At 54.5% G+C, this 22,182-nt stretch carries 20 protein-coding genes; 7 read left to right on the top strand and 13 right to left on the bottom strand.

What is annotated here, in order from left to right; genetic code table 11:
- Positions 1–126: 126 nt before the first annotated feature.
- On the top strand, positions 127–2,382 hold the full coding sequence (locus VHE34_RS01390; protein ID WP_325583784.1) for a helix-turn-helix domain-containing protein: 2,256 nt from the start codon (positions 127–129) through the stop codon (positions 2,380–2,382).
- Here the strand turns inward: VHE34_RS01390 and VHE34_RS01385 are convergent.
- Positions 2,368–4,746: an ABC transporter permease gene (locus VHE34_RS01385; protein WP_325583782.1), complete on the bottom strand. Its 2,379-nt coding sequence runs from the start codon at positions 4,744–4,746 to the stop codon at positions 2,368–2,370. The genes VHE34_RS01390 and VHE34_RS01385 overlap by 15 nt on opposite strands.
- Positions 4,747–4,872: 126 nt before the next feature.
- Between VHE34_RS01385 and VHE34_RS01380 the strand changes: the two genes are divergently transcribed.
- Positions 4,873–5,445, top strand: coding sequence for a hypothetical protein (locus VHE34_RS01380; RefSeq protein WP_325583780.1), 573 nt, complete (start codon positions 4,873–4,875; stop codon positions 5,443–5,445).
- Here the strand turns inward: VHE34_RS01380 and VHE34_RS01375 are convergent.
- Positions 5,420–5,974 (bottom strand): hypothetical protein, encoded by a 555-nt coding sequence (locus tag VHE34_RS01375; protein WP_325583778.1) that lies wholly within the window; start codon positions 5,972–5,974, stop codon positions 5,420–5,422. The two genes, VHE34_RS01380 and VHE34_RS01375, sit on opposite strands and share 26 nt — an antisense overlap.
- Before the next feature lie 188 nt (positions 5,975–6,162).
- On the opposite strand from VHE34_RS01375, the gene VHE34_RS01370 reads away from it, so the two are divergent.
- A complete protein-coding gene (locus VHE34_RS01370) occupies positions 6,163–7,362 on the top strand; it encodes a phospholipase D-like domain-containing protein (RefSeq protein WP_325583776.1) in 1,200 nt (399 codons plus the stop codon).
- Here VHE34_RS01370 and VHE34_RS01365 read toward each other — a convergent pair.
- Genes VHE34_RS01365 through rpiA form a run of 3 tightly spaced genes read right to left on the bottom strand, consistent with a single transcriptional unit; the run spans position 7,359 to position 10,967 of the window.
- Entirely contained in the window at positions 7,359–8,366 is a 1,008-nt protein-coding gene (locus tag VHE34_RS01365) for a metal-dependent hydrolase (RefSeq protein WP_325583774.1), read from the bottom strand. The two genes, VHE34_RS01370 and VHE34_RS01365, sit on opposite strands and share 4 nt — an antisense overlap.
- 32 nt (positions 8,367–8,398) lie before the next feature.
- The gene (locus VHE34_RS01360) at positions 8,399–10,273 is read right to left on the bottom strand and encodes a beta-galactosidase family protein (RefSeq protein WP_325583772.1); all 1,875 of its coding nucleotides are present in this window, start codon (positions 10,271–10,273) and stop codon (positions 8,399–8,401) included.
- Positions 10,274–10,277: 4 nt separating this feature from the next.
- A complete protein-coding gene (gene rpiA / locus VHE34_RS01355; RefSeq protein WP_325583770.1) occupies positions 10,278–10,967 on the bottom strand; it encodes a ribose-5-phosphate isomerase RpiA in 690 nt (229 codons plus the stop codon).
- Positions 10,968–11,292: 325 nt separating this feature from the next.
- Between rpiA and VHE34_RS01350 the strand changes: the two genes are divergently transcribed.
- The 3 genes from VHE34_RS01350 to moeB are packed head-to-tail and all read left to right on the top strand — an operon-like array spanning position 11,293 to position 14,098.
- On the top strand, positions 11,293–12,234 hold the full coding sequence (locus VHE34_RS01350; protein WP_325583768.1) for a cysteine synthase family protein: 942 nt from the start codon (positions 11,293–11,295) through the stop codon (positions 12,232–12,234).
- Entirely contained in the window at positions 12,231–12,659 is a 429-nt protein-coding gene (locus VHE34_RS01345) for a M67 family metallopeptidase (RefSeq protein WP_325583766.1), read from the top strand. The genes VHE34_RS01350 and VHE34_RS01345 overlap by 4 nt, the downstream gene beginning before the upstream one ends.
- A gap of 14 nt (positions 12,660–12,673) precedes the next feature.
- Positions 12,674–14,098 (top strand): molybdopterin-synthase adenylyltransferase MoeB, encoded by a 1,425-nt coding sequence (gene moeB / locus VHE34_RS01340; protein ID WP_325583764.1) that lies wholly within the window; start codon positions 12,674–12,676, stop codon positions 14,096–14,098.
- Here the strand turns inward: moeB and VHE34_RS01335 are convergent.
- The 6 genes from VHE34_RS01335 to VHE34_RS01310 all read right to left on the bottom strand — a co-directional run bounded on the left by VHE34_RS01335 (position 14,095) and on the right by VHE34_RS01310 (position 19,509).
- The gene (locus VHE34_RS01335; RefSeq protein WP_325583762.1) at positions 14,095–16,161 is read right to left on the bottom strand and encodes an alpha-ketoacid dehydrogenase subunit alpha/beta; all 2,067 of its coding nucleotides are present in this window, start codon (positions 16,159–16,161) and stop codon (positions 14,095–14,097) included. The two genes, moeB and VHE34_RS01335, sit on opposite strands and share 4 nt — an antisense overlap.
- Positions 16,158–16,769 carry a fumarylacetoacetate hydrolase family protein gene (locus VHE34_RS01330; RefSeq protein WP_325583761.1) on the bottom strand — a complete coding sequence of 204 codons (612 nt, stop codon included), beginning with the start codon at positions 16,767–16,769 and terminating at the stop codon, positions 16,158–16,160. The genes VHE34_RS01335 and VHE34_RS01330 overlap by 4 nt, the downstream gene beginning before the upstream one ends.
- Before the next feature lie 115 nt (positions 16,770–16,884).
- Positions 16,885–17,463 carry an aminoacyl-tRNA hydrolase gene (pth, locus tag VHE34_RS01325; protein ID WP_325583759.1) on the bottom strand — a complete coding sequence of 193 codons (579 nt, stop codon included), beginning with the start codon at positions 17,461–17,463 and terminating at the stop codon, positions 16,885–16,887.
- A 78-nt stretch (positions 17,464–17,541) separates the two neighbouring features.
- The gene (locus tag VHE34_RS01320; RefSeq protein WP_325583758.1) at positions 17,542–18,195 is read right to left on the bottom strand and encodes a 50S ribosomal protein L25; all 654 of its coding nucleotides are present in this window, start codon (positions 18,193–18,195) and stop codon (positions 17,542–17,544) included.
- 29 nt (positions 18,196–18,224) lie between these two features.
- Positions 18,225–19,178, bottom strand: coding sequence for a ribose-phosphate pyrophosphokinase (locus VHE34_RS01315; RefSeq protein WP_325583757.1), 954 nt, complete (start codon positions 19,176–19,178; stop codon positions 18,225–18,227).
- Positions 19,179–19,302: 124 nt separating this feature from the next.
- Entirely contained in the window at positions 19,303–19,509 is a 207-nt protein-coding gene (locus tag VHE34_RS01310) for a hypothetical protein (protein WP_325583755.1), read from the bottom strand.
- Positions 19,510–19,662: 153 nt separating this feature from the next.
- On the opposite strand from VHE34_RS01310, the gene radC reads away from it, so the two are divergent.
- Positions 19,663–20,364, top strand: a complete 702-nt coding sequence (radC, locus tag VHE34_RS01305; RefSeq protein WP_325583753.1) for a RadC family protein — start codon at positions 19,663–19,665, stop codon at positions 20,362–20,364.
- Here the strand turns inward: radC and VHE34_RS01300 are convergent.
- Positions 20,361–20,675, bottom strand: a complete 315-nt coding sequence (locus tag VHE34_RS01300; protein WP_325583751.1) for a DUF3467 domain-containing protein — start codon at positions 20,673–20,675, stop codon at positions 20,361–20,363. The two genes, radC and VHE34_RS01300, sit on opposite strands and share 4 nt — an antisense overlap.
- Before the next feature lie 72 nt (positions 20,676–20,747).
- Positions 20,748–22,175, bottom strand: a complete 1,428-nt coding sequence (locus tag VHE34_RS01295; protein WP_325583749.1) for a SusD/RagB family nutrient-binding outer membrane lipoprotein — start codon at positions 22,173–22,175, stop codon at positions 20,748–20,750.
- Positions 22,176–22,182: the final 7 nt, after the last annotated feature.

Below are 22,182 nucleotides of genomic sequence, written 5' to 3'. Positions count from 1 at the left end.
AATCATTATAAATCGAGTAAATTGTCTTCTCCAAGTAAAAATTATACTGCTACGGGTGAACCAAACAAGTGGCCGACGCCCACGAAATCGATCCGGAAAGGAGGAATAGATTAAATTGCGTTCCATTTGGAGGTAAAGATCATGTTGACGGATGTCGCCAATGCGGAGTTTCAGTTAGCCGTACAGTATGTGAACCAGACTGCGCGGCCGATCTTCCTGACCGGTAGGGCCGGCACGGGCAAGACTACCTTTCTCAAATATATTCGGGAGAACAGCTTTAAGAAGATGGCCGTCGTTGCTCCGACGGGCGTTGCGGCGATCAATGCGGGCGGGGTCACGATGCATTCTTTTTTTCAACTGCCTTTCGGCCCTTTTCTACCCCGGGTTAGCGGCGGGTGGAATCCCGAGCAGCCGGGTTTTTCGGATGCCAACACGCTATTCCGCAATATCCGGTTCAATGCCGCCAAGCGGGAATTATTACTGGAGCTGGAATTGCTGGTCATCGACGAGATCAGTATGGTTCGGGCGGACACGCTGGATGCAGTGGATACGATACTCCGGCATTTCCGGCAGCAGCCCTTATTGCCGTTCGGGGGGCTGCAGGTGTTGTACATCGGCGACTTGTACCAGTTGCCGCCGGTTGTATCGCCTGCCGAATGGGATATCCTGAAGGGGTATTATGCGAGTCCTTTCTTTTTTGACGCCCAGGTGATCCGGCAGGCGCCGCCGGTGTATCTCGAGCTGAAGAAGATCTACCGTCAGAAAGAGGGCCGGTTCATCGAGATCCTCAACAATATCCGGAACAACCGGGCATCCTGGGAAGACCTCGAGCGGTTGCATGATCACTATCAACCCGAATTCATGACGCCGAAGGGCGAGAACTATATTACGCTGACTTCACACAATGCCAAGGCGGATGCGATCAACCAGGAGGAGTTGTCGAAGCTGCGGGGCCGGTCCCGGGCATTCGAGGCGTCGGTGACGGGTGAGTTCAACGACAAGGCCTATCCGGCGGAGAAGACGCTGACTTTGAAGGAAGGGGCGCAGATCATGCTGATCAAGAATGATAAGGGGGAAGTGCGGCGATATTACAACGGGAAGATCGGCACCATCAAGGGGATGGCGGAAGACAAACTGACGATCGAGTTTCCGGAGGAGCCGGATGAGCTGGTGCTCGAGAAGGAGACCTGGAAGAATATCCGGTACGCTTATAACCGGGAGAGGGATGAGATCGAAGAGGAGGAGCTGGGGAGTTTCCGGCAATACCCGATCCGGCTTGCGTGGGCGATCACGATCCACAAGAGCCAGGGGCTTACTTTCGATAAGGCGATCATCGATGCGGGCGCTTCGTTTGCGCCCGGGCAGGTGTATGTGGCGTTGAGCCGCCTGCGCGGCCTCGAGGGTCTCGTGCTGCGGAGTCGCATTCCTTCCACGTCGATCAGCACCGATCCCCGGGTGGTATTCTATGTCGAGGATCGGCAGGCCGAACCGGCGGCGGCGCAGCTGGAACAGGAGCAGATCGCCTTTATCGGCGAGACGATGCGGAAGGCCTTTCAGTGGGACCGCCTGGTGGATCAGCTACAGGACCACTATACCGGTTATGCGCATCGGAAGATACCCGGACGGGAGGCGGCGGTGGTGATGGCAAGGAGGTGGCTGGATCGTTGTCTTGCACAGAAGGAGGTGGCCGAAAAGTTCATCCGGCAACTGGATCAGTTGATGCCGGGTGCACAGAAGGACGGTTACCGCCAGTTGAGTGAACGGGCGGCGGCGGCGGCAGGATACTTTCTCAATCAGCTGGAGACCGAGCTGATCGCCCCCTTACAGGAGCATATCGGCGAATTGCGAGGGAAGGCCAAACTGCGCAAGTATTTACAGGAAATCCAGGCGTTGAAGGGGGTGGTCGCCCGGAAGAAGCAACAGATGGAGGATGCGGTGAAGATTGTGGAAGGGCTACGGGAGGGATTGGATGCGGGGCGGTTGCTGACAGGCCTGGAGGGTGAGCGGAAGAGCCGGGCGGAGGCTCCTTCGGAGCCTGCTTCGGCGGCTGTAGCGGGCCGTGCTGCGCGCGGAGATTCGAATAAGCTGAGCTTACAATGGTTTCGCGAGGGCCGGTCGATCGCGGAGATTGCGGCCCAGCGGGAGCTGACGGTGTCGACGATCGAGAGCCATCTGGCTTCCTTTATTTTTACGGGTGAAGTGTCAGTAAAGGAGCTGGTGGATGAAAGGAAGGTAGAGGCGATATTATCGGTGGTGCGTGTCCTGGGGACAGGTTCGCTGGGACCGATCAAATCGCGGTTGGGCGATGGATATTCGTTTGCCGAAATCCGCGCGGTCGTGAACCATTTCAGATATCTGAGTAAAACATCACTCGGTTCGTAGGCTCTTCACCGGGTTGGCGATTGCCACCTTCAACGCCTGGTAGCTGACGGTCAGCAGGGCGATGAGCAGGGCCATGATACCGGCCAGGGCGAAGACCCACCAGGACACTTCAATATGAAAGGCGAAGTTTTGGAGCCAGGTATGCATGGCCCACCAGGCCAGCGGAGAGGCGAGGATGAAGGCGATGAGCACCAGCACGAGAAAATCCTTTGACAGCAGGCCGAAGAGAGTGCCGGTTTTGGCGCCAAGCACCTTACGAATACCGAATTCCCTGGTGCGCTGCTCGGCGGTGAACATCGCGAGGCCCAGCAGGCCGAGGCAGCAGATCGCGATGGCGAGAATAGCAAAGCCGTTGGAGAGGCTGTGAACGATCGCCTCGCTCTTATACAGGTTACGGTATTCCTCATCCATAAAGCGATAGGTGAAAGGGAATTTTGGATTCAGGCTGTGGCAGAGCGCCTCGAGCTGGCTCAGTGCAGGTTTTGTTTGCCCGGCGCGGATGCGGACCAGAGCGCTCCCCCAATTGATCTCCGAGCCTTCGTCGCCAAACCGGACGATGAGGGGGCGGATCGGCTCGTGTAAGGAAGCGAAGTGGAAATCTTTGATCACGCCGATGATCCTGCCTTTTTTACCCCACATGGTGAGGTTGCGGCCGATGGGATCCTTGTAGCCGATGCGACGCAGGCCTTCCTCGTTGACCAAATAGCTGACGGTGTCAGTGGCAAATTCAGGGGAGAATTCCCGGCCCAGGGTCAGCTTCAGCTTCAGCGTGCTGACGAAATCATAGCCCGCCGCCACATTGGTCCACATGACCAGGTTGTTCGGATCCTTGCCGTCCCATTGAACTCCTCCGGTGCCGTTTTCGATCTGAGTGGGGTTGTCGGTGCTCCTTGTCACGGCGGCGACGGTAGGAAGTTGCAGCGCCGCTTGTTTGAAAGCCTTATACTTTGCCGGGAGATCGCCATCGAGCGGGATGGACACCAGGTTGTCGCGATCATACCCAAGGTTGATCGATTGCACGTAGTTCACCTGTTCGGAGATGACGATGGTTCCGATGATCAGCATGATGGAGAGCACAAATTGGAAGACGACGAGGCCTTTCCGGAACCAGGCAGTACCGGACGAGAACTTCAGCGTACCTTTTAGAACGCGGATCGGCTGGAACCCGGATAGGAAGAGGGCGGGATAGCTGCCGCTGACCAGCCCGGTGATGAGGGTGAGCGCCGCCATGGTCAGCCAGAACGAGGTGACGGTAAAGGGGAAGTGGATATTCTTTTCCGTAAGGTGATTGAATGCGGGCAGGATCAGCAGCACCATGCCCATCGCGAGGATCACGGAAAAGACCGAGAGGACGATGGCCTCGCCGATGAACTGCCGGATGAGGGCGGGGCGCAGTGCGCCGACGACCTTGCGGATGCCGATCTCCTTTGCCCGGCCTACCGATCGGGCAGTGGTAAGATTCATGAAATTGATGCAGGCGATCAGGAGGATGAAGACGGCTACAATACTGAAAAGGCGGACATATTCGATCCGGCCGCCTTCGATCTTACCGTCTTTGATATTGGAGTGCAGATAGACGTCGCCGTAACGTTCCATGGCCAGTTCGATACGGAATGATTTCCCCTGGTCCTTGTTATAGGTATCGAGATAGTGCTTTATCTTTTTTTCAAAGGCGACGGGGTCGGCATCCTTGCGGAGGAGCAGGATGGTCTGCGGGCCATTGTTGCCCCAATCCTTTGCCCATGTGTTGTCCTCGAGCCACGCGGGCCAATTGATGAGGAAGTCGAATTTGTTCGATGTATTGTCGGGTACATTTTCGAAGACAGCCGTGATGCTGAACTGTTTTTTGTTCTCGTAAAGGATCGGCTTGCCGATGGCGGCCTGGGGGCTCCCGAAGAAATCATTGGCCATTTTACGGGAGATAGCGATGCTGACGGGCGAGGCCAGGGCGGTTGCCGGTGTGCCGGCAAGAAGGGGGTAGCTGAACATGCGGAAGAAGTCGGCGCCGGCGATGCGGCCTTGTTGCTTGAGGATCTTATTGCCCACCTGGAAGGTATAGTTGTTCATCCAGGTGAAGCCAGTGGACATTTCGACCTCGGGCAGGTCCTTCTTCATTTGTTCGGGCATGATGCCGGGGGTATAGAAACCGGAGGATATCTTGCCGTCATAAAATTGGTTCTCGTAGACGCTATAGAGCCGAGCGCCGTTGGCGTGGTAGTTGTCGACGCTGCGCTCATCGTTGACCCAGAGGAGGATGAGGAGGCAGCAGGTGATCCCCAGGGCCAGGCCGAAGATGTTGAGGAAGCTGTATCCTTTGTGTTTCCAGAGGTTGCGGAGGGCGACTTTCAGGAAGTTCTTTAGCATGGAAGCGGGAATTTGTTAAATAGACGTTAGTGACGACCCGTATGTTGCAGGAAACCGCCAAAAAATGACGTCGTTTTTAAACTTTTTGGCCCGACGGCGGTCAAACAGACCATAATTTCGTTCAATATGAGAAGAATCCTCACCGTGATCCTTTGTTTTGCATCGCTAACCTTGCTGTTGAGCAGCTGCAGCAGCAGCCGGAAGTTGTCCGGCTACGTACCTTTTACCCGTGACCTTAAGCAAAAGCTTGAAAAAGAGAACATTGACCTGAAGCAAGTGCAATTCTACGTAGATCAGAAACTTATCCTCAACCGCAACCTGGGTGACCAGAAGGTGGTGGTGAGCTCAGGTGTCGTCAAGCTGGAGAATGGCAAGTACATCAATGAGGTGATCATTCCCTCTCTGACCCCCGGTCTATGCGACAACGTCGATGGGGACAGGCTGATGATCAATTTTGAAAAAGGGAATAACGACCTGGCCTTTGGCCCAGGAAGCGGCTACAGCTATAATCAATATGTGTTATATGGCACGGAGTGGAAGAACGGAACGGCGCTGGTGACCTATGATTCGAACAAGTACCGCGCGCGTTGTGGGGATTGTTCGGATGTTGCTTCGGCAACGCTGGTGATCAAGAAGAGCGTGCTGGACAAAATGGAACGGAAGTCCAGGACCCTCAAGGGTAGGACCGTAGGGAAATAAGCGGCGTCTCCAGCCCTGCATTGGCCAGCTCTTCGAGCAGATCGATCTTGCCATCGGAGACGGAGAGGGTTTTTATACTGATGGGATTGACGATCTTGACGAGATAGAAGGTTTTTTCCCCATCGGTGATCTCGGTAACAACGTCAATACGGTAACCAGGATACTTGGCCATTATCAGATCCCCCGCCAGCCGGGGGATCTCTTTTCCCGGATAATACTGCAACGAGTAGCGATAGGCGCCGTGCTTGTCGAACCAGGCCTGGAACTGATGGCCTTCTTTTTGAAAGGAGACCTGGTAGCCGTCTGCGGAGGCAAACCAATATTCATTGGTGGTGCCGACGGGGAAGAGCTTTTGGAAATGCCGGTAAGCATGAGCGTTGATCTCGTTCATTGGAACGTTGCCGGAGAAGGCGGAGCCACCCTGGTTGGGGGTGTAGATGGCGTTGTGGATGTCGGCCTGAGCGGACGCGATTGTGGGGGCCAAAACGGCTACAAGGCTCCCAATCAACCAATTAAGGCAAGCTTTCATTATGTATGGCTTTTGGTCTTTCCTTCCTTTAAGTTAACAATTTAATAATACACACTGAAATATTTTTTCACCTACCTTAATTGGTTTTTTTCGCCCATGGCATTTGGCGGCCGCAGAGCGGACGGGGCGAAGCGAGAGTGTGCCGGTTTTTGCCGAAATTCGGGGCCACTACTGACCTCACTGAATCTATGTCCAGAAAAAAGACCCCAAGGTTATTAAAGGGTTATACGCATCATAACAGAGTGCGCCTGGTCCATGGCGGCAAAGACTTTTTCGACACGATCGTACAGTTGATCGACGGCGCGCAAAAGTCGATCCATTTACAGACCTATATTTTTGACGGGGACGAAACGGGCCGGCTGGTCTCGGATGCGCTGCTTCGCGCCGCCGGGCGGAAGGTGGAGATATTTGTTCTGCTCGATGGTTATGCCTCGCAGCATCTTTCGCGGGAGATGATCGCCGGCTGGAAATCGGCGGGTATCCGTTTCCGTTGGTTCTGGCCGTTGTTGAAGGCGAAGAAATTCTACCTGGGCCGGAGGATGCATCACAAGGTGATCGTGGTGGACGCGGCGCGGGGAATGGCAGGCGGGGTGAATATCAGCGATAGATACAATGACATCGGCGGTGTCAAGGCCTGGTTGGATTTTGCCCTATTGGTGGAGGGGCAGGCTGCCTTAAAGTTGCACGTCGTCTGCCGGGATATGTGGACCAAGGCCTACTGGAAGTCGGGGCGTTCGAAGAAGGATGAATTCGCGTGGGTGCCGGCATTTGTGCCCGACGAAGAGTGTCTGGTAAGGGTGCGGCAAAACGATTGGGTACAGGGAAAGAACGAGATCTCGCGCAGCTATGTGGAACTATTCCGCCAGGCGAAGTCGCATGTCATCGTGCTTTCGGCCTATTTTCTACCCAGCGCGGTCGGCCGCAAGCTGATGGCCCAGGCGGCTAGGCGCGGGGTTGCGATCCGGATCATCGTCGGGGCGGTTTCGGACGTCCGTATTTCGCGGCTGGCCGAGCAGTATATGTATCGCTGGCTGTTCCGAAACAAGATCAGGGTGTTCGAATACCAGGATACCGTATTACACGGCAAGATGGCGACCTATGATGGGATCTGGATGACCGACGGATCCTACAATGTCAACCAGATCAGCGCCTATGCCAGTGTAGAATTGAATTTGGACGTCCGCAATGAGAAGTTCGCGGCATGTATCGAGCGGGAACTGGAGGCAGTGATCCGCGACCATTGCAAGGAGATAGTACCCGAGGAATATTTTAAAAAGACCGGGCCGCTGCGGCAGCTCCTCCAATGGGGCGCCTATGAGATCGTACGCGTGATCTTCTTTTTATTTACTTTTTACTGGCGGCAGGAAAAAGAGCACGGTAACCATTAATTGCCCCGGATGCGACGGACGAAGATCCGCAGGGTGCGGCCGTCCCAGCCGGCAAAACGGCCCCGTTGTACAACGACTTCATTGGCGTCGGGTCGTTGCAGGAAATAGTGGAACACGAACCGGGCCTTCGGGTCCTCCCATCCTTTCATTTCTCCAAAACGCAGGTCGTTGAACACGACCGTGTCCCCCCATTGCTCGCAGGTGTAGAATCCCTGCGAAAACCGCAGCAGATAATGAACGTCCGGATGTTCCATAAAGGGCTTCAGCAGGCGTTTTGCCTTGGGTTGCCACCTGAATGATGTAGGCTGGTGGTCGAACATGGACCGGTAGCCGGTATAAAACCCGTCGCTGTCTTCGGCAACGACGTACCAGAGCCAGGTATTGAGCGGGGTCGGCGTGGAGAAATAGCGGGTATAGGGATGATGCTGCGCCTGCAGATCGTCTTTTACATGGTTGTCGATCCGCAGCTTGTTAGAGATGCCGTACACCAGGTACAGGGTACTGAGCAGGAGGCCTGCGGCCGCCCATTTCCGCCGCGCCGGGTGTCTTGCTTTCAGGATCAACAGGGCCACAAAGGCGATACCCAGCCAGACGCTATAGAAGGGGTCCGCCACAAAGAGAACGTGGAAGGAGATACGCTGGTGGGAAAAGGGTTCGAACCAACCGGTGCCGTATGCGTTGAAGGCATCGATAAAAATATGGGTGAGCAGCTCGATGCCGAAGAAGATCAGCCAGCGGCGCCGGCTCATATTGCTCCGGGGGAGCGCTCGTTGGGCGAGCAGGGCCAGCAACGGGCTCATGACTATGACGAACAGGATCGAGTGAGTTATTCCCCGGTGGGCCCAGACGTCCCGGGCGGTGGGGAGCCACATCGCGGCAACAAAGTCGATGTCGGGGAGGCTGTTGGCCGCGGCACCGATGAGCATGGCTTTTTTGCCGAGAGTGCGACCGGCCAGCAGCTCGCCGATGGCGGCCCCGAGGACGATATGGGTTAGTGAGTCCATTGCGGTTGCCGGATCAAAAATTGTTCCCGGGGTTATTCCAGGGTTTTGACGCCTTTGACCGGGGCCGGAGTATCCTGGAGCAGATCGAGTACGACGATCTCGTTTGTACCTTTCTTCAGCCAGGAGGCGGGGCAGTACAGATGTTGTTGCGGTCCAACATACCAATAGCGGCCCAAATTATGGCCGTTGACCCAGATGACCCCTTTTTTATAGGCGCTAAGATCGAAATAGGTGTCGGCGGTGTGATCGAGGGTGAAGTGGCCTTTGAAGAAAATCCCGTTGTCGTGAGCATCCCTGATTTTTGCCATTGGCGGCGGCGCTGTCAGGGGCAGGTTATAGGTCTCCCAGTTGAACAGCGTCATGCCGTTGAGGGTGACCCGATCGGTTATGCCTTTCCGATCGATCATATATTGTGCGAAATTGATATGGCCCATGCCTTCGACGAGGATATCCAGCTGCGGATCTTTCACGTCCGTTTTGGGCAGTTTGACGGTCCAGTTGCCTCCGTCGCGGTAGACCGTGTCGATGAACCGGCCGTTGAGGAATACCAACGCGAAGTCGTGGGGTTCGGTGATGGTCAGCGTTCCACTCTTATGTCCGATGAGCCTGGTGCGATAGAGGACCATGCCGCAGGATTGATCGAAGTGTTCCATAGGTTGGGGCTGTGGGGAGAACTTCGGGTTGGGCAGATGGTCCCAGAGCGAACCGGCCTTTTCCATCGCGATCTCCGGGATCTCCATCACCGGGACCGGCGCCGGCGGCTCGGGTAACGGGTGGTCGGTATATTTTGCGATCAGCTGCCGCAGGGCATCGTATTTTGCCGTTGCGCGGCCCTGTTCGTTAATGGGCGCATCATAGTCATAGCTGGTTACGTCGGGTTGGAACTGCACGGGGGTGAAGGCGTTGGCTCCGGCCGTATAGCCGAAATTGGTGCCGCCATGGATGACGTACAGATTGAAGCTACGGTGATGTTCCAAAAGATATCGTATGTCTTTTAGGATGCTTGCCGTATCGGGGTGCTGCCATTTTTCCTTCCAATGGGTGAGCCAGCCCGGATAGGTCTCGCTACTGAAGGCTGGGACATGGGGATTATGGCGGTGGGCCACTTCAAAGTCGCCGTCGCTTCCGCCGCTGTCGAGGCCGATGGCGCAACCGTCCAGGTTACCGGCGTCGAGCATGAAGTCGGTAGGGCCGTCGGCCGTGTAGAAGGGCACGGTGATCCCCCGCTGTTGCCAGAGACGGCGAAGGGTTTCCAGATAGGTCTTGTCATTGGCATAGCTGCCATATTCATTCTCCACCTGCACCATGAGGATAGGGCCGCCATGATCGCATTGCAGCGGGACGATCTCATTCGAGAGGCGCGTTACATAGCGGGTGACTGCACTCAGGTAGCGGGGGTCGCTGCAACGAATGCGGATATCGGGTATCTTCAGGAGGTAGCTGGGCAGACCGCCCCAATCCCATTCGGCGCAGACATAAGGCCCCGGCCGGAGCAGGACCCACAGTCCTTCCTCTTTACAAAGGCGGATGAAGGCAGCTATATCTTTGTTGCCGGTGGTAAAGTCAAATACGCCCGGTGAGCTCTCTTGATAGTTCCAAAAAACATATACTGCGATCGTGTTACAGCCCATGGCCTTCGCCATGCGGATGCGGTGGCGCCAGTATTCGCGGGGAATGCGGGCGGGGTGCATTTCACCGCTGATGATCTGGAAGGGTTTGCCATCCAGCAGGAAATCGGTGTTGCCCAGTGAGAAACGGTGGAGGCTTTGGCTGGTTTGAGGCCGGCTGTCTTGTGGGCTGTTGGTTTGCGGCCGGCTGGCTTGGGGACTGCTGCTTTGTGCGCGCAGCGAAGCGCCGGCGAGAAGGCATACGGCAAGCAGGGCTGCGGTGATCTTGTTGGCGTTCATTTGATCAGGAAGGCTTATTGATGATCCGGGTCTCTCCACCTGGCGAGCCCGCTATGACGATATCGGCCATATTGATGAAGAATCCATCTTCCATCACACCGGTGATGGCACTTACTTTTTTGTGCAGGGAAGGAGGATCCAGGATCTCGCCGAACTGGCAGTCGAAAATATAATTATGGTTGTCGGTGAGATAGGGTTTGTCGCCGGCCATGCGCATGTGTGGCTTGCAGTCCAATTCGGCAAGCCGGCGTTGGGTGAGTTCCCAGGCAAAGGGAACGACTTCTACCGGCAGCGGGTATTTGCCGAGGTGACGCACCAGCTTGCTCTCGTCGACGATAATGATATAGAATCGGGTAGCCGCGGCTACGATCTTCTCGCGAAGCAGGGCGCCACCGCCGCCTTTGATGAGGTTGAGCTTTTCGTCGACCTCGTCTGCTCCGTCGATGGTAATGTCAAGGCGATCGACCTCAGAGAAAGGCATGAGTGGAATGCCCAGTTCGCGGGCGAGGCTTTCCGACTGGATCGACGTGGCCACGGCTTGAACACTGAGTCCCTGCTTTACCATTTCACCGATACCCTGGATAGCCCAATAGGCGGTGGAGCCGGTGCCCAAACCGAGCGTCATACCATTCCGGATGTATTCGATGGCCTTGCCTGCCGCGATCTTTTTGCCATTAACGGCTTGATTGTCCATGAGAAAAGTAGTTAGATTTGGCCCCCTTGCAGGGGCTTTTGGTTGTAAAAATAGGGGGGATCGGGATACCGTCCATCATTAATTTTCCCGGGTTTTTACCTAATTCCTAGTAGATCGGTAGGAAATATCGCAAATTTCCCTAGTTTTGTATGGTCCTCTTTTATCATGACCCAGATAGTTGTATATAAGAATTGTTGTTGTTGCTGTTGTCGGCAAGCCACGACTATATGGGTGGAGGATGACCTCTTGTAAGCTGATCGAACTGTATTGATACAATAGTGAAAGCTCCACCAAAAGTGGAGCTTTTTTTATTTAAACGCGAATTATGTCAACGACAACTTTATATCCTTCAACAGCAACGCTTCTTTCCGAGGTTCGGGCCCTGGAAAAGGAGATCGGTCACACCCCGCTGCACACGGTGACAAATCTCTTTCAACATCCCAGGGTTAAGATCTATGCCAAGAAAGAATGGATGCAACTGTCGGGTAGCGTCAAGGCCCGGGCCGCCTACTCGATCATCCGCCGGGCCATCGAGGAAGGGCAACTCACGCCGGGAAAGACCCTTTTGGACGCCACCAGCGGCAACACCGGCATCGCCTACGCCCATATCGCCGGGCGATTGAACATTCCCGTCGCCCTCTGCCTGCCGGAGAACGCTTCGCGGGAACGCAAGGATATCCTGCAATCCCTTGGGGTCCGCCTGATCCTGACCTCGCGGTTTGAAGGGACGGACGGGGCCCAGCAGGTTGCCCGGGCTATGGCGGAAGCCGATCCGGATGCGTATTTTTATGCTGATCAATACAAGAACGCCAACAACTGGAAGGCGCATTATAATGGTACGGCCCTGGAGATCGCCGGGGCGCTGCCGGGGATCACGCATTTTGTGGCGGGCCTTGGGACTACCGGGACGTTTGTGGGGACGGGACGGCGGCTGCGAGAGATAAATCCGGATATCCGCCTGATCTCGCTGCAGCCGGACCTGCCGATGCACGGGTTGGAAGGATGGAAGCATCTCGAAACAGCCATCGTTCCGGGCATCTATGACCCATTGGTCGCAGATGAAAATGAGGAGGTCAGTACCGAAGAAGCACAAAGGTGGATAGTGGAGGCCTGGCGCCAGGAAGGGCTGAAGCTAAGTCCGTCGGCCGCCGCGAACCTGGCCGGCGCCATCCGGGTGGCCAGGCGGCTGGAAGAGGGGATCGTCGTTACGGTGCTTCCCGACAACGCAGACAAATACAGTGAAATCATCCAAAAACTCATCGTATGATCATTATCGAACCCAGGGTAAGGCAATTGTTAGTGGAAGACGCGTTGAATACTTTTCCGGATGAGTGTTGCGGCTTTCTTTTCGGCAGAGAGGAGCATGACGGCACCCGGCTGGTGGTCGATATCCTTGTCGTCGACAATAGCAAGGAGGGCGACAAGACCAGGCGATTCGAGATCTCGCCGCAGGATTATATGGCGGCGGAGGCGCATGCGCTGGATCATGACTGGACCCTGCTGGGTATTTATCATTCGCATCCCAAGCATCCGGCCATTCCCTCGGAGACGGACAGGCTGGCGGCGCAACCTTATTTTTCCTACGTGATCGTCTCGGTGATGGATAAAGATACCATCGAGCTGCGTAGCTGGCTGCTCAACGACGAGCGGCAATTCGAAGAAGAACAAATTCTTGATTATATATACTCATAAAAAGCATCACTAAAATGGCAACGGTTATTATTCCCACTCCTTTACGGAAATTCACCAATAATACGGCGCGGCTGCATGTCGGCGCCGGTACGGTCCAGGACACGGTCAAAGAGCTTACGCAAAACTTTCCCGATCTGAAGAAACACCTGCTCGACGAACACGGCAGGATTCGCAGCTTTGTCAATATTTTCATCGGAAACGATGATATCCGCGATCTTCAGCAGGAGAACAGCGAGGTAAAAGAGGATGCGGTGATCAGCATAGTTCCGGCCATTGCCGGTGGCAGCGGCGCCGTATTCACAAAAGAAGAACTTGCCCGGTACAACCGTCATATCATCATCCCCGAATTCGGCTTCGAGGCGCAGCAGAAATTGAAGGCGGCGAGGGTGCTGGTGATCGGGTCGGGTGGGCTTGGCAGCCCTGTGCTGCTCTACCTGGCGGCGGCGGGTGTCGGCACCATCGGGATCGTGGACTTCGACGTCGTCGACGACAGCAACCTCCAACGGCAGGTGTTGTTCGGGGTCGATGAGATCGGTAAGCCGAAGGTGGAGGCTGCCAGGCGCCGGCTGGAGGCCCTGAACCCTTATATTCAGATCAACATTTACAATACGCATCTCAACTCTTCGAATGCGTTGGATATCCTTCGCGACTACGATGTCATTGCGGATGGAACGGATAATTTCCCTACGCGGTATTTGGTGAATGACGCATCGGTGCTGCTGGGCAAACCGAATGTTTACGCGTCCATCTTCCAGTTCGAAGGGCAGGTTTCCGTATTCAATTACCGCGACAAGGAGGGGCAGCTGGGGCCGAACTACCGGGACCTCTACCCTACCCCGCCCCCGCCGGGCCTGGTGCCCAGCTGCGCCGAAGGTGGAGTGCTGGGTGTGTTACCGGGGATCATTGGCAGTCTGCAGGCGTTGGAGGTGATCAAGGTGATCACCGGCGTAGGCGAAACGCTTTCCGGCCGTTTCTATATTTTTGACGCGCTGAATTTCGAAAGCCGGACCTTCCGTATCAGGCCGCGGGAAGACAATCCGATCAGTGGGAAGAATCCGACAATAACGGCGCTGATGGATTACGAGCAATTCTGCGGAATGCGGGCGGTGGAAGAGAAACCATTGAAGGAGATCACGGTGAAGGAGCTTTATGGCTGGCAGGTGAAGGGCGAGCCTTTCCAGCTGATCGACGTCCGGGAACCTCACGAGTACGACATCGTCAATATCGGTGGGGAGCTGATCCCATTGGCGACGGTAGCGGCCAACAGCGAGCGGTTCGACCGGGACAGGAAGGTTGTCGTGCATTGCAAGGTGGGTGGTCGCAGCGCCAAGGCGATCCGGGAACTGGAAGAGAAATTCGGGTTCACCAATCTTTATAATCTCAAGGGAGGTATCCTTGCCTGGGTGGATCAGATACAACCGGAGCTGACCAAATATTAAGAATAGAGTAACCGGTCGAGGATCTGGCTGACCTTGTCGGGATTGGGAAGCATTGCGTTTTCCAGGCCCGTGTTCATCGGCACGGCGGGAAGATCGAGGGCGCCTGCCACTTCCACCGGCGCGTCCAACCGGGTAAAGCAATTGCGGGTAATACGCCAGGCGAGGGCTTCGGCAAAAGAGTTGTTCTGCTGTTCTTCCGTCAGCACGAGACATTTTCCATGACGGCCGACCGTTTCGAACACCTTTTCTTCATCCAGCGGGAACAGCGTCCGGAGATCGATGATCTCTATCTGGCCCGGGAAACGGGCGGCGGCAGCTTTTGCCCAGTATACGCCCATTCCATAGGTGATGATACAGGCCGACTCGCCAGTGGCGATGAGGGAATCCTCCGCGGCGAGCACCCGGGCGGCTTTGCCCAGCGGAAGGATATAGTCCGCGGCGGGTTCGATCGTCTTTGCCTCTTCGGTTCCGGGAACCTTGCTCCAGTAGAGACCTTTGTGTTCGAGCATGATCACCGGGTTGGGATCGAGGAAGGCGGCTTTCATGAGGCCCTTCATATCCGCCGCATTGGAAGGATAGGCTATTTTTATTCCCTTGATGGAAAGTAAGGTCGTTTCGATGCTGCCGCTGTGATAGGGGCCGCCGCCGCCATAGGCGCCGATCGGGATACGGATGATGGTACGGACGGGGAATTTGCCCTGGCTGAGATAGGCTGATTTCGATATCTCGGTGACGAGCTGGTTGAAGGCGGGATAGATATAGTCCGCGAATTGGATCTCGACGATGGGCAGGGCTCCGACGGCGCTCATTCCGACGGTGGAACCTACGATGTAGGCTTCCTGGATGGCGGTGTTGAACACGCGGTGATCGCCGAACTGTTCTGCAAGAGTCGCCGCCTCTCTAAAAACTCCGCCAAGCCGGCGGCCGACGTCCTGGCCATACAGGAGGGCTTCGGCGTGTTCCGCCATGATCTCGCGGATGGCAAACAAAGCAGCGTCGACCATAATCACTTTCTGGCCGCCTTCCGGGGTACGGACGCCTGCTTCTTCGATGACGGGTGTCGGCACGAAGACATGATCTGCGACGGTGGCCGGATCTGGTTCGGCAGCGGCCACCGCCTGCTGGAATTGGCGGGTTACCGATTCCTTTGCTTCCTGTTCGATGGAGACCAGCAGGGATTCTTCGACACCCAGCGCCAGCAGGCGCGCCTTTAGCTTTGGCAATGGATCGTCCGAAGAGTGTTTGGCCATGTCTTCGGCGTCCCGATAGAATTCCCTGCGAACTCCGCTGGTATGATGCCCCAACAAGGGTACCTTGGCCTGTACGAGCCAGGGCCCCTGCCAGCTGCGGACCTGGCGGATCGCCTCGCCCATCGATTCGTATGCGCCGAGAAGATCGCTTCCATCGATGCGGATGCGTTCCATGCCTTTGAAACCGCCTGCATAGTCGTAGGCATCCATGGCCCGGGCTTCGTCCGAACGGACGCTGATGCCCCAGCCATTATCCTGGACGAGATAGAGGATGGGAAGCTTTTTGAGCACTGCGAATTGAAAGGCTTCACTGACTTCGCCTTCGGTGACGCTGGCGTCCCCCAGCGAGCAAACGACGATGGGAGATTCATGCTGCGGACCCCTGCGTAGTTGAGGAGAAGAGATACTTTCAAGATATTGGAGTCCCTGCGCGATGCCTGTCGCGGGTATTGCCTGCATACCGGTGGCACTGCTCTGATGGAGAATGCGGGGCCGGTCTTCGCCGGAGTAGTTTGGGTGGCTGTAGTATTCCCGTCCGCCCGTGAAAGGATCTTCTCCTTTGGCGAGCAGCTGCAACATCAGCTTGTAGGGTTCGAAACCCAGGCCCAGTAGAATACTTTCGTCCCGATAATAGGGACTTATCCAATCACAGGGAAGAAGGTGAAAGGCGGTCGCCAGCTGAATGGCTTCGTGCCCGCGGGAAGTAGAATGAACGTATTTACAGGTGGATCGATTGTTCTCGTAGGTGGCAGCCATCTCTGCCGCTGTGCACATCAGCCGCCAGCCTTTTAGCAAGATATCGAGGGAGATCATTTTATTTCCACTGTGAACAGACTATCGTCTTCAATAAAGCCTTCCAGTTCGTCGCCAACAACACATTCGCCGACACCGGCGGGTGTGCCGGTAAAGACGAGGTCGCCGATATTCACCGAGAAGTAATTGGAGATATAGGCAACGATCTTGTCAAAATTATTGATCATCAGACTGGAATTGCCCTGCTGCACCAATTCCTTGTTCTTATACATACAGAAGTTGATATCCTTCTTGTTCTTGATATTCTGCAACGGGATCCATTTGCCGATGGCGGCGGAATTATCCCAGGCCTTCGCCTTTTCCCAGGGCAGCCCTTTTTCCTTCAACTCGTTCTGGATATCACGGGCGGTGAAGTCGACGCCGACAGTGACAGCGTCATAGTATTTGGAGGCGAAGCGTTCCTGGATGTATTTCCCGTTCTTGGATATGCGAAGAACAAGCTCGCACTCGTAGTGCAGCTCGTTAGTGAACTCGGGATAATAGAACGGGGTATGTGCCTGGAGCAATGCGCTCTTCGGCTTCATAAAAATGATCGGCTCATCCGGAATCTCATTATTCAATTCCTTGGCATGAGCCACATAGTTACGGCCAACGCAGAATATTTTCATATTCAATCAGGGTTTTTAAATAGACAATATATCATAGGCATATTGAATATCAAAATACTTACTCATTAAGGATGAATGCAATATTTATGCGAAAATAAAGATTCCCCTTTACAAATCATAGTTCAAACTCCAATTTATTGTACTGGTTCATGGTCCGCTCAAGTCCAATAGCAGCAAAGCTTTCAACGATCTCGACGCATATTCCGACCTTCTTACGGACAATGGGTAATTCGTCGTCCGACCATTTGCCCAGCACAAAATCCACCTGTCTTCCCTTTGGGAAATTGTTGCCGATGCCGAACCTGAGTCTGGGGTAGGCATCGGTTCCGAGTGTTTCCTGGATATTACGGAGGCCGTTGTGTCCGGCGTCGCTACCGCCGGGTCTCAGCCTTAGCTTGCTCAATGGAAGAGCCAGTTCGTCCACGATGACCAGGATATGATCCAACGGGATCTTTTCCCTGTCCATCCAATATTTCACGGCCTGGCCACTCAAATTCATATAGGTGGTGGGCTTGATACAGATAAAGCTATGCCCCTTCCATTTCAGTTCTACCTTTTCGGCCAGACGCACATTAGCAAATTGCCCGTTGAGGCTTGCTGCGAGGGCGTCCACCACATCGAAACCGATGTTGTGGCGGGTGCCGGCATAATCGGCGCCTATGTTACCGAGGCCGACAATTAAATACTTTCCCATAGTTTCGGCGGGCTGGGGGGGACTAAAATAACAAAAAACCCGGTTAATGTCTAACCGGGTTCCTGCTAATTAAATCATTTATTTTTTGGCTGCCGCAGGTTTTGCTGCTGCGGGAGCGGCTGCTGCCGGTGCGGCTGCTGCGGGTTTAGCACCTGCCGCAGGAGTACCTGCTGCTTCTTCCTGTTTCAGCTGACGGGTCAGCACGATCGACGCGATAGGAATCCGGGGAGAGTTGAGGATCTCATAGTTCTCCGCCTTCACGTCCTCGACGCGAACGTTACCGTTCAGTTCCAGGTTAGTCAGGTCCACTTCGATATTTTCCTTCAGGAATTTCGGGAAGGTCTTTACCTTCAGCGCCTTCATCTTGGTGATCAGCTTACCACCATCCTTTACGCCTTTTGCGGCGCCGGTGAATTTGATCGGGATGGTAGCGATGACCTTCTTGTCTTCGACCAGCTCGAGAAAATCGGCATGGATCAGGTCGTCGCTCACCTTGTCGAACTGCAGGTCCTTCAGGATGCATTTGTACGACTGCCCATTTACTTTGATCTCGGCCAGCTGGAAATCAGGTGTATACACCAGTGTTTTAAACGACGCCAAAGGAGCTGAAAAATTCACCTCTTTTGCACCCCCGTAAATTACACCGGGCACTTTTTCCTCAGAGCGAAGTTGGCGGGTGGCTTGTTTGCCAATTTCGGTCCTGAGTTGTCCTTCGATTGTAATTGTCTTCATTTTGTTATGAGTGTTTATTATTGACTTTCTTACCGTTTCTCCTTCAGCTGCGAGTGGATGAACAAGCCCGTTATACTCCTGTTCTCATGCGCGTTGCGGATGGCGACTGCAAAAAGTTCCGCCACGCTGAGCACTTTTATCTTCGGGCTGGACCGCTTCAACGGTATCGTATCGCAGACCACCAGTTCTTCCAGCACACTGTTCTCGATGTTCTCGTAGGCTTTGCCGCTGAGCACCGGATGCGTACAGAGCGCTCTCACGCTACGGGCCCCTTTTTCCTTCAACAGCCCGGCGGCCTTCGCCAGCGTGCCGCCTGTGTCGCAGATATCATCGATCAGCACGATGTCTTTATCCGTCACATCCCCGATGACCACCATGCTGGCTATCTCGTTTGCCCTTTTCCGATGCTTGTCACAAATGACCATTTCGGCATTGAAATAGCTGGCGACTTCCCGGATGCGATTGGCACTGCCCACGTCAGGGGCCGCAAAGGTAAGATTTTCCACCGGAAGTTGCTGAATATAGGGAATAAAAATAGCCGAGCTGTCCAGGTGGTCGACGGGGATGTCGAAATAACCCTGGATTTGGGGAGCATGAAGGTCCATGGTAACCACCCGATCGGCGCCTGCAGCGACTAACATATTGGCTATCAATTTGCTACCAATTGCCACCCGGGGTTTGTCCTTCCTGTCCTGCCGGGCATAGCCGTAATATGGGATAACGGCAACCACTTTATAGGCGGAGGCACGGCGGGCGGCGTCGATCATCAATAGCAGTTCGAGGAGGTTCTCGGCCGGCGCGCAGGTGCTTTGCACCAGGAAGACCATGTCGCCACGGATACTTTCATTAAAGATTGGCTGGATCTCGCCGTCGCTGAAATGCTGAATGGTAACCTTTCCGCAGGGATGGCCGAATTGCTGGGCAATCTTTTCGGCGAGGTACTGGGAGCCTGTACCGGAAAAAATCTTGGCTAAATGCTGCATAGAGATGGTAAAATATGTGGCGAAGATAGGGCATGCCTTGCAACAATAAAAGGCAATAAAAGGCCGGCCCCGTGCTATACAACGGAGGCGGCCTCAATTCGTTTGGAGGGGTCAGTTGTTCCTGTTAATGGTTCACCGATGCCAGCTGATTGGTGGCAGGAGCTGCGATAACGGCAGTCTTCTCGGCAGCTTTTGCCTGGGACTTAGCGTTGAACGCGTAAAAGATCGAGGAACAAACGAAAATGGAAAAGAAGAGGGCGACAACATACATACCTACACAGAAGAAGAAGGGCTGCCAGCCGCCGATTGCGTTAAAGGTAGTTCGATTCATTGGATTTTAGATTAGTTTTCAAAAGGCTACAGTTATGATAAACTGTACGTACCGGACTACAGAACGGAAGAATGGAACGCTTATTTCATCCTCCCGTTTAGAATCACAAAATAATCCTAAATTTCGATATTTGCAAGTGAAAACTGTTATTTTATGGAAGGGAAGAAACGAACGATAAAGGACTGGGCGCCGGACGACCGGCCGAGGGAGAAGCTGGTGCTGAAAGGGGCGGCGGCCCTGAGCGATTCGGAGTTATTAGCCATTTTTATACGGGGGGGTTATGAGACCAATGCCGTCAAACTGGCCAGGGACGTTCTTGATAACTGTCAGCAAAATTTGCTGGAACTGGGCAGGCAGTCGGTGCATGATCTGATGAAGATTCGGGGGATCGGAATGGCCAAGGCTTGTACGCTGGTTGCCGCGCTGGAATTAGGGCGGCGCTGGAATAGCGGTCTGGCGGCAAAACTCTATCCTATATTAAAGGACAGCCGCGGCGCCGAAAACTATCTACGACCGCTGCTGGAGCACCAACCCTATGAAGTCTTTGGGGTATTATACCTGGCGCAGTCCGGGAAGATCAAGCAAGATTTCGAGATCATCAGTACCGGGGGCATCACCAGTACGACGGTGGACCCGCGAAAGATCTTCCGTCGCGCACTGGAAATAGGGGCGGTCAGCATGATCGTCGCTCACAATCATCCTTCGGGCAACGTGCAGCCCAGTAAGGCGGACGAAGCCTTGACCCAAAAGCTTCTACAAGGGTCTAAATTTTTGGATATCAAACTATTAGACCATGTCATTATCGGAAGGGAAGGGTATTTCAGCTTTGCGGATGAAGGTTTGCTGGCGGCTTAGGCCTGTGCGGTAGGGCCGCCAAAATTCATCGGCAGTTGCACTTCCTCGAGGTCCTGGATCTTCCCGTTGCCGGCCTCGAAACGGGTGATGTTTTCCGTCAGGGCCTTCATAAACCGTTTGGCGTGTTGAGGGGTAAGGATGATCCGGGATTTCACCTTGCTTTTGGGCGTCCCGGGCATTACATTGACGAAATCGATGACAAATTCGGCGTGCGAATGGGTGATGATCACCAGGTTGGCATATTGGCCTTCGGCCACTTCCTCACTGATCTCGATATTCAGCTGGTTATTCCCTGCTTGTTGGTCTGTCATGCGAAATATTTTCGTAAAAATACAAAAGGACGCTTTACAGGCGTCCTTTTGCAGGAAGTAAATATGCGATCCTCAATTCTTGTCGAACCAGAGCTTAGTGCCCACATCATCTCCGCCGATAGCGGTGGATGCGGCCTCCCAGCTTCCGGTGTTGGCGTTCTCTTCCTTGGTAGGATAGAGAAGGCGCTGCGGGAAGACGGATGAAGCCGTCGACGGTGCGACCAGGGTAGGATAATTCAGCTGGCGATAAGCCGTCCAGGAATCGAATCCCCGGTTATACAATGCGATGTACAGCTGGGTACCGATCTTTTGCTGCCAGGTACCGACTGCGGTGGCGTAATTTACCGTGGGTTGGGCCAGGTAGGTAGTTGCCTGCGCGTCCGTACCGCCCCAGTAGGTGATGGAAGCCGTGATCGCGTTGTTATAATGCTGCTCGGCGGTGCCGCCAACATTGAATCCTCTGGCCGCGCCTTCTGCCAGGTAGAATTCCGTTTCGGCATAATCCAGCAGATCACCCGGGTAATTCGGTTGCACGATAGAAGCGCCGGCGTGAGAAAACAGGGAGTAGGTGTTGCTCTTGCCCGGCACGCCGCCGGAATAGGAGTTGTTGGCATCCTGAGTAAAATAATTCGGGATACGCGGATCGTTGAGTGAATTCATCATATTGATGATGGTGGTCGTTGCAACGAAATCCTGCCGGCCGCTTTGAACGAGGTCGACCCAGATGGGGTTCGTGTTGGGGGGCGCCGACTGGAAGGGGAATATCGCATTGTCTGCATTGGAGGTGAAGACATTGGGTGCTGCGGCTTCCATTACGGCCTTTGCCTTGGCGAGATCATCATCGGCGATCAATGCACCCATTTTCAATTCCAGGGTATATGCGAATTTCTTCCATGCATCGGGGTCGCCGTTGTAGATCACATCCGCGCTTCCCCAACTGGCCGAGCCGGAGACGAGGTTCTTAATGTCCGTGTCGAGACGGGTGAGCAACGCATAATACACCGTCTTGGCATCGTCGTACTTCGGGAAGGTGTTGTTGGGATCCAGCGCCTGCGTGTACGGGATGTTACCATAAGTGGTCACAAGTGTATAGAAGGAATAGCACTGCATGATATCGATGATGGTCGTATCGTTCTGCAGGACGCCGGGATCGGCGGCCGTTACATCCGTTCGTGCGAAGCTCTTTGCCTGTTGCAGATTGTTCAGCACATCCCGGTACCAGGCGTTCCACCAGTTGTCCGGGATGGCGCGGGTGGCGAGGATGTAGTTGCTTTCATCCGTGTAAGTGGTCTCCGTCCAGTATTGCTGAATGAGGCGGAAGATATTGAGGTTGACATTCGAGCTGGATTGGTTGCTCGCCAGGTTCAGTTCTGCCTGGGTAATGAGTGTGGACGACGGAACTTCGGTCGGATGTTTTGGATCGGTGTTCAGTCCCGTCATGTTTTTCTGACAGGATGCGAACGTCAATATGAGGAGGGAGAAAGAAAGTATTCTTTTCATGTCCGAT

The organism is Puia sp., from assembly GCF_035546395.1.
Taxonomy (GTDB): domain Bacteria; phylum Bacteroidota; class Bacteroidia; order Chitinophagales; family Chitinophagaceae; genus Puia.
The sequence above is the reverse complement of the archived record's forward strand: the minus strand, read 5'-3'. Positions and strand labels throughout refer to the sequence as shown.

Excerpts from the sequence above, each read along its gene's own strand:
- VHE34_RS01385 (WP_325583782.1), bottom strand. The coding sequence starts at position 4,746 with ATGCTAAAGAACTTCCTGAAAGTCGCCCTCCGCAACCTCTGGAAACAC.
- VHE34_RS01380 (WP_325583780.1), top strand. The coding sequence starts at position 4,873 with ATGAGAAGAATCCTCACCGTGATCCTTTGTTTTGCATCGCTAACCTTG.
- VHE34_RS01375 (WP_325583778.1), bottom strand. The coding sequence starts at position 5,974 with ATGAAAGCTTGCCTTAATTGGTTGATTGGGAGCCTTGTAGCCGTTTTG.
- VHE34_RS01370 (WP_325583776.1), top strand. The coding sequence starts at position 6,163 with ATGTCCAGAAAAAAGACCCCAAGGTTATTAAAGGGTTATACGCATCAT.
- VHE34_RS01365 (WP_325583774.1), bottom strand. The coding sequence starts at position 8,366 with ATGGACTCACTAACCCATATCGTCCTCGGGGCCGCCATCGGCGAGCTG.
- VHE34_RS01360 (WP_325583772.1), bottom strand. The coding sequence starts at position 10,273 with ATGAACGCCAACAAGATCACCGCAGCCCTGCTTGCCGTATGCCTTCTC.
- rpiA (WP_325583770.1), bottom strand. The coding sequence starts at position 10,967 with ATGGACAATCAAGCCGTTAATGGCAAAAAGATCGCGGCAGGCAAGGCC.
- VHE34_RS01350 (WP_325583768.1), top strand. The coding sequence starts at position 11,293 with ATGTCAACGACAACTTTATATCCTTCAACAGCAACGCTTCTTTCCGAG.
- VHE34_RS01345 (WP_325583766.1), top strand. The coding sequence starts at position 12,231 with ATGATCATTATCGAACCCAGGGTAAGGCAATTGTTAGTGGAAGACGCG.
- moeB (WP_325583764.1), top strand. The coding sequence starts at position 12,674 with ATGGCAACGGTTATTATTCCCACTCCTTTACGGAAATTCACCAATAAT.
- VHE34_RS01335 (WP_325583762.1), bottom strand. The coding sequence starts at position 16,161 with ATGATCTCCCTCGATATCTTGCTAAAAGGCTGGCGGCTGATGTGCACA.
- VHE34_RS01330 (WP_325583761.1), bottom strand. The coding sequence starts at position 16,769 with ATGAAAATATTCTGCGTTGGCCGTAACTATGTGGCTCATGCCAAGGAA.
- pth (WP_325583759.1), bottom strand. The coding sequence starts at position 17,463 with ATGGGAAAGTATTTAATTGTCGGCCTCGGTAACATAGGCGCCGATTAT.
- VHE34_RS01320 (WP_325583758.1), bottom strand. The coding sequence starts at position 18,195 with ATGAAGACAATTACAATCGAAGGACAACTCAGGACCGAAATTGGCAAA.
- VHE34_RS01315 (WP_325583757.1), bottom strand. The coding sequence starts at position 19,178 with ATGCAGCATTTAGCCAAGATTTTTTCCGGTACAGGCTCCCAGTACCTC.
- VHE34_RS01310 (WP_325583755.1), bottom strand. The coding sequence starts at position 19,509 with ATGAATCGAACTACCTTTAACGCAATCGGCGGCTGGCAGCCCTTCTTC.
- radC (WP_325583753.1), top strand. The coding sequence starts at position 19,663 with ATGGAAGGGAAGAAACGAACGATAAAGGACTGGGCGCCGGACGACCGG.
- VHE34_RS01300 (WP_325583751.1), bottom strand. The coding sequence starts at position 20,675 with ATGACAGACCAACAAGCAGGGAATAACCAGCTGAATATCGAGATCAGT.
- VHE34_RS01295 (WP_325583749.1), bottom strand. The coding sequence starts at position 22,175 with ATGAAAAGAATACTTTCTTTCTCCCTCCTCATATTGACGTTCGCATCC.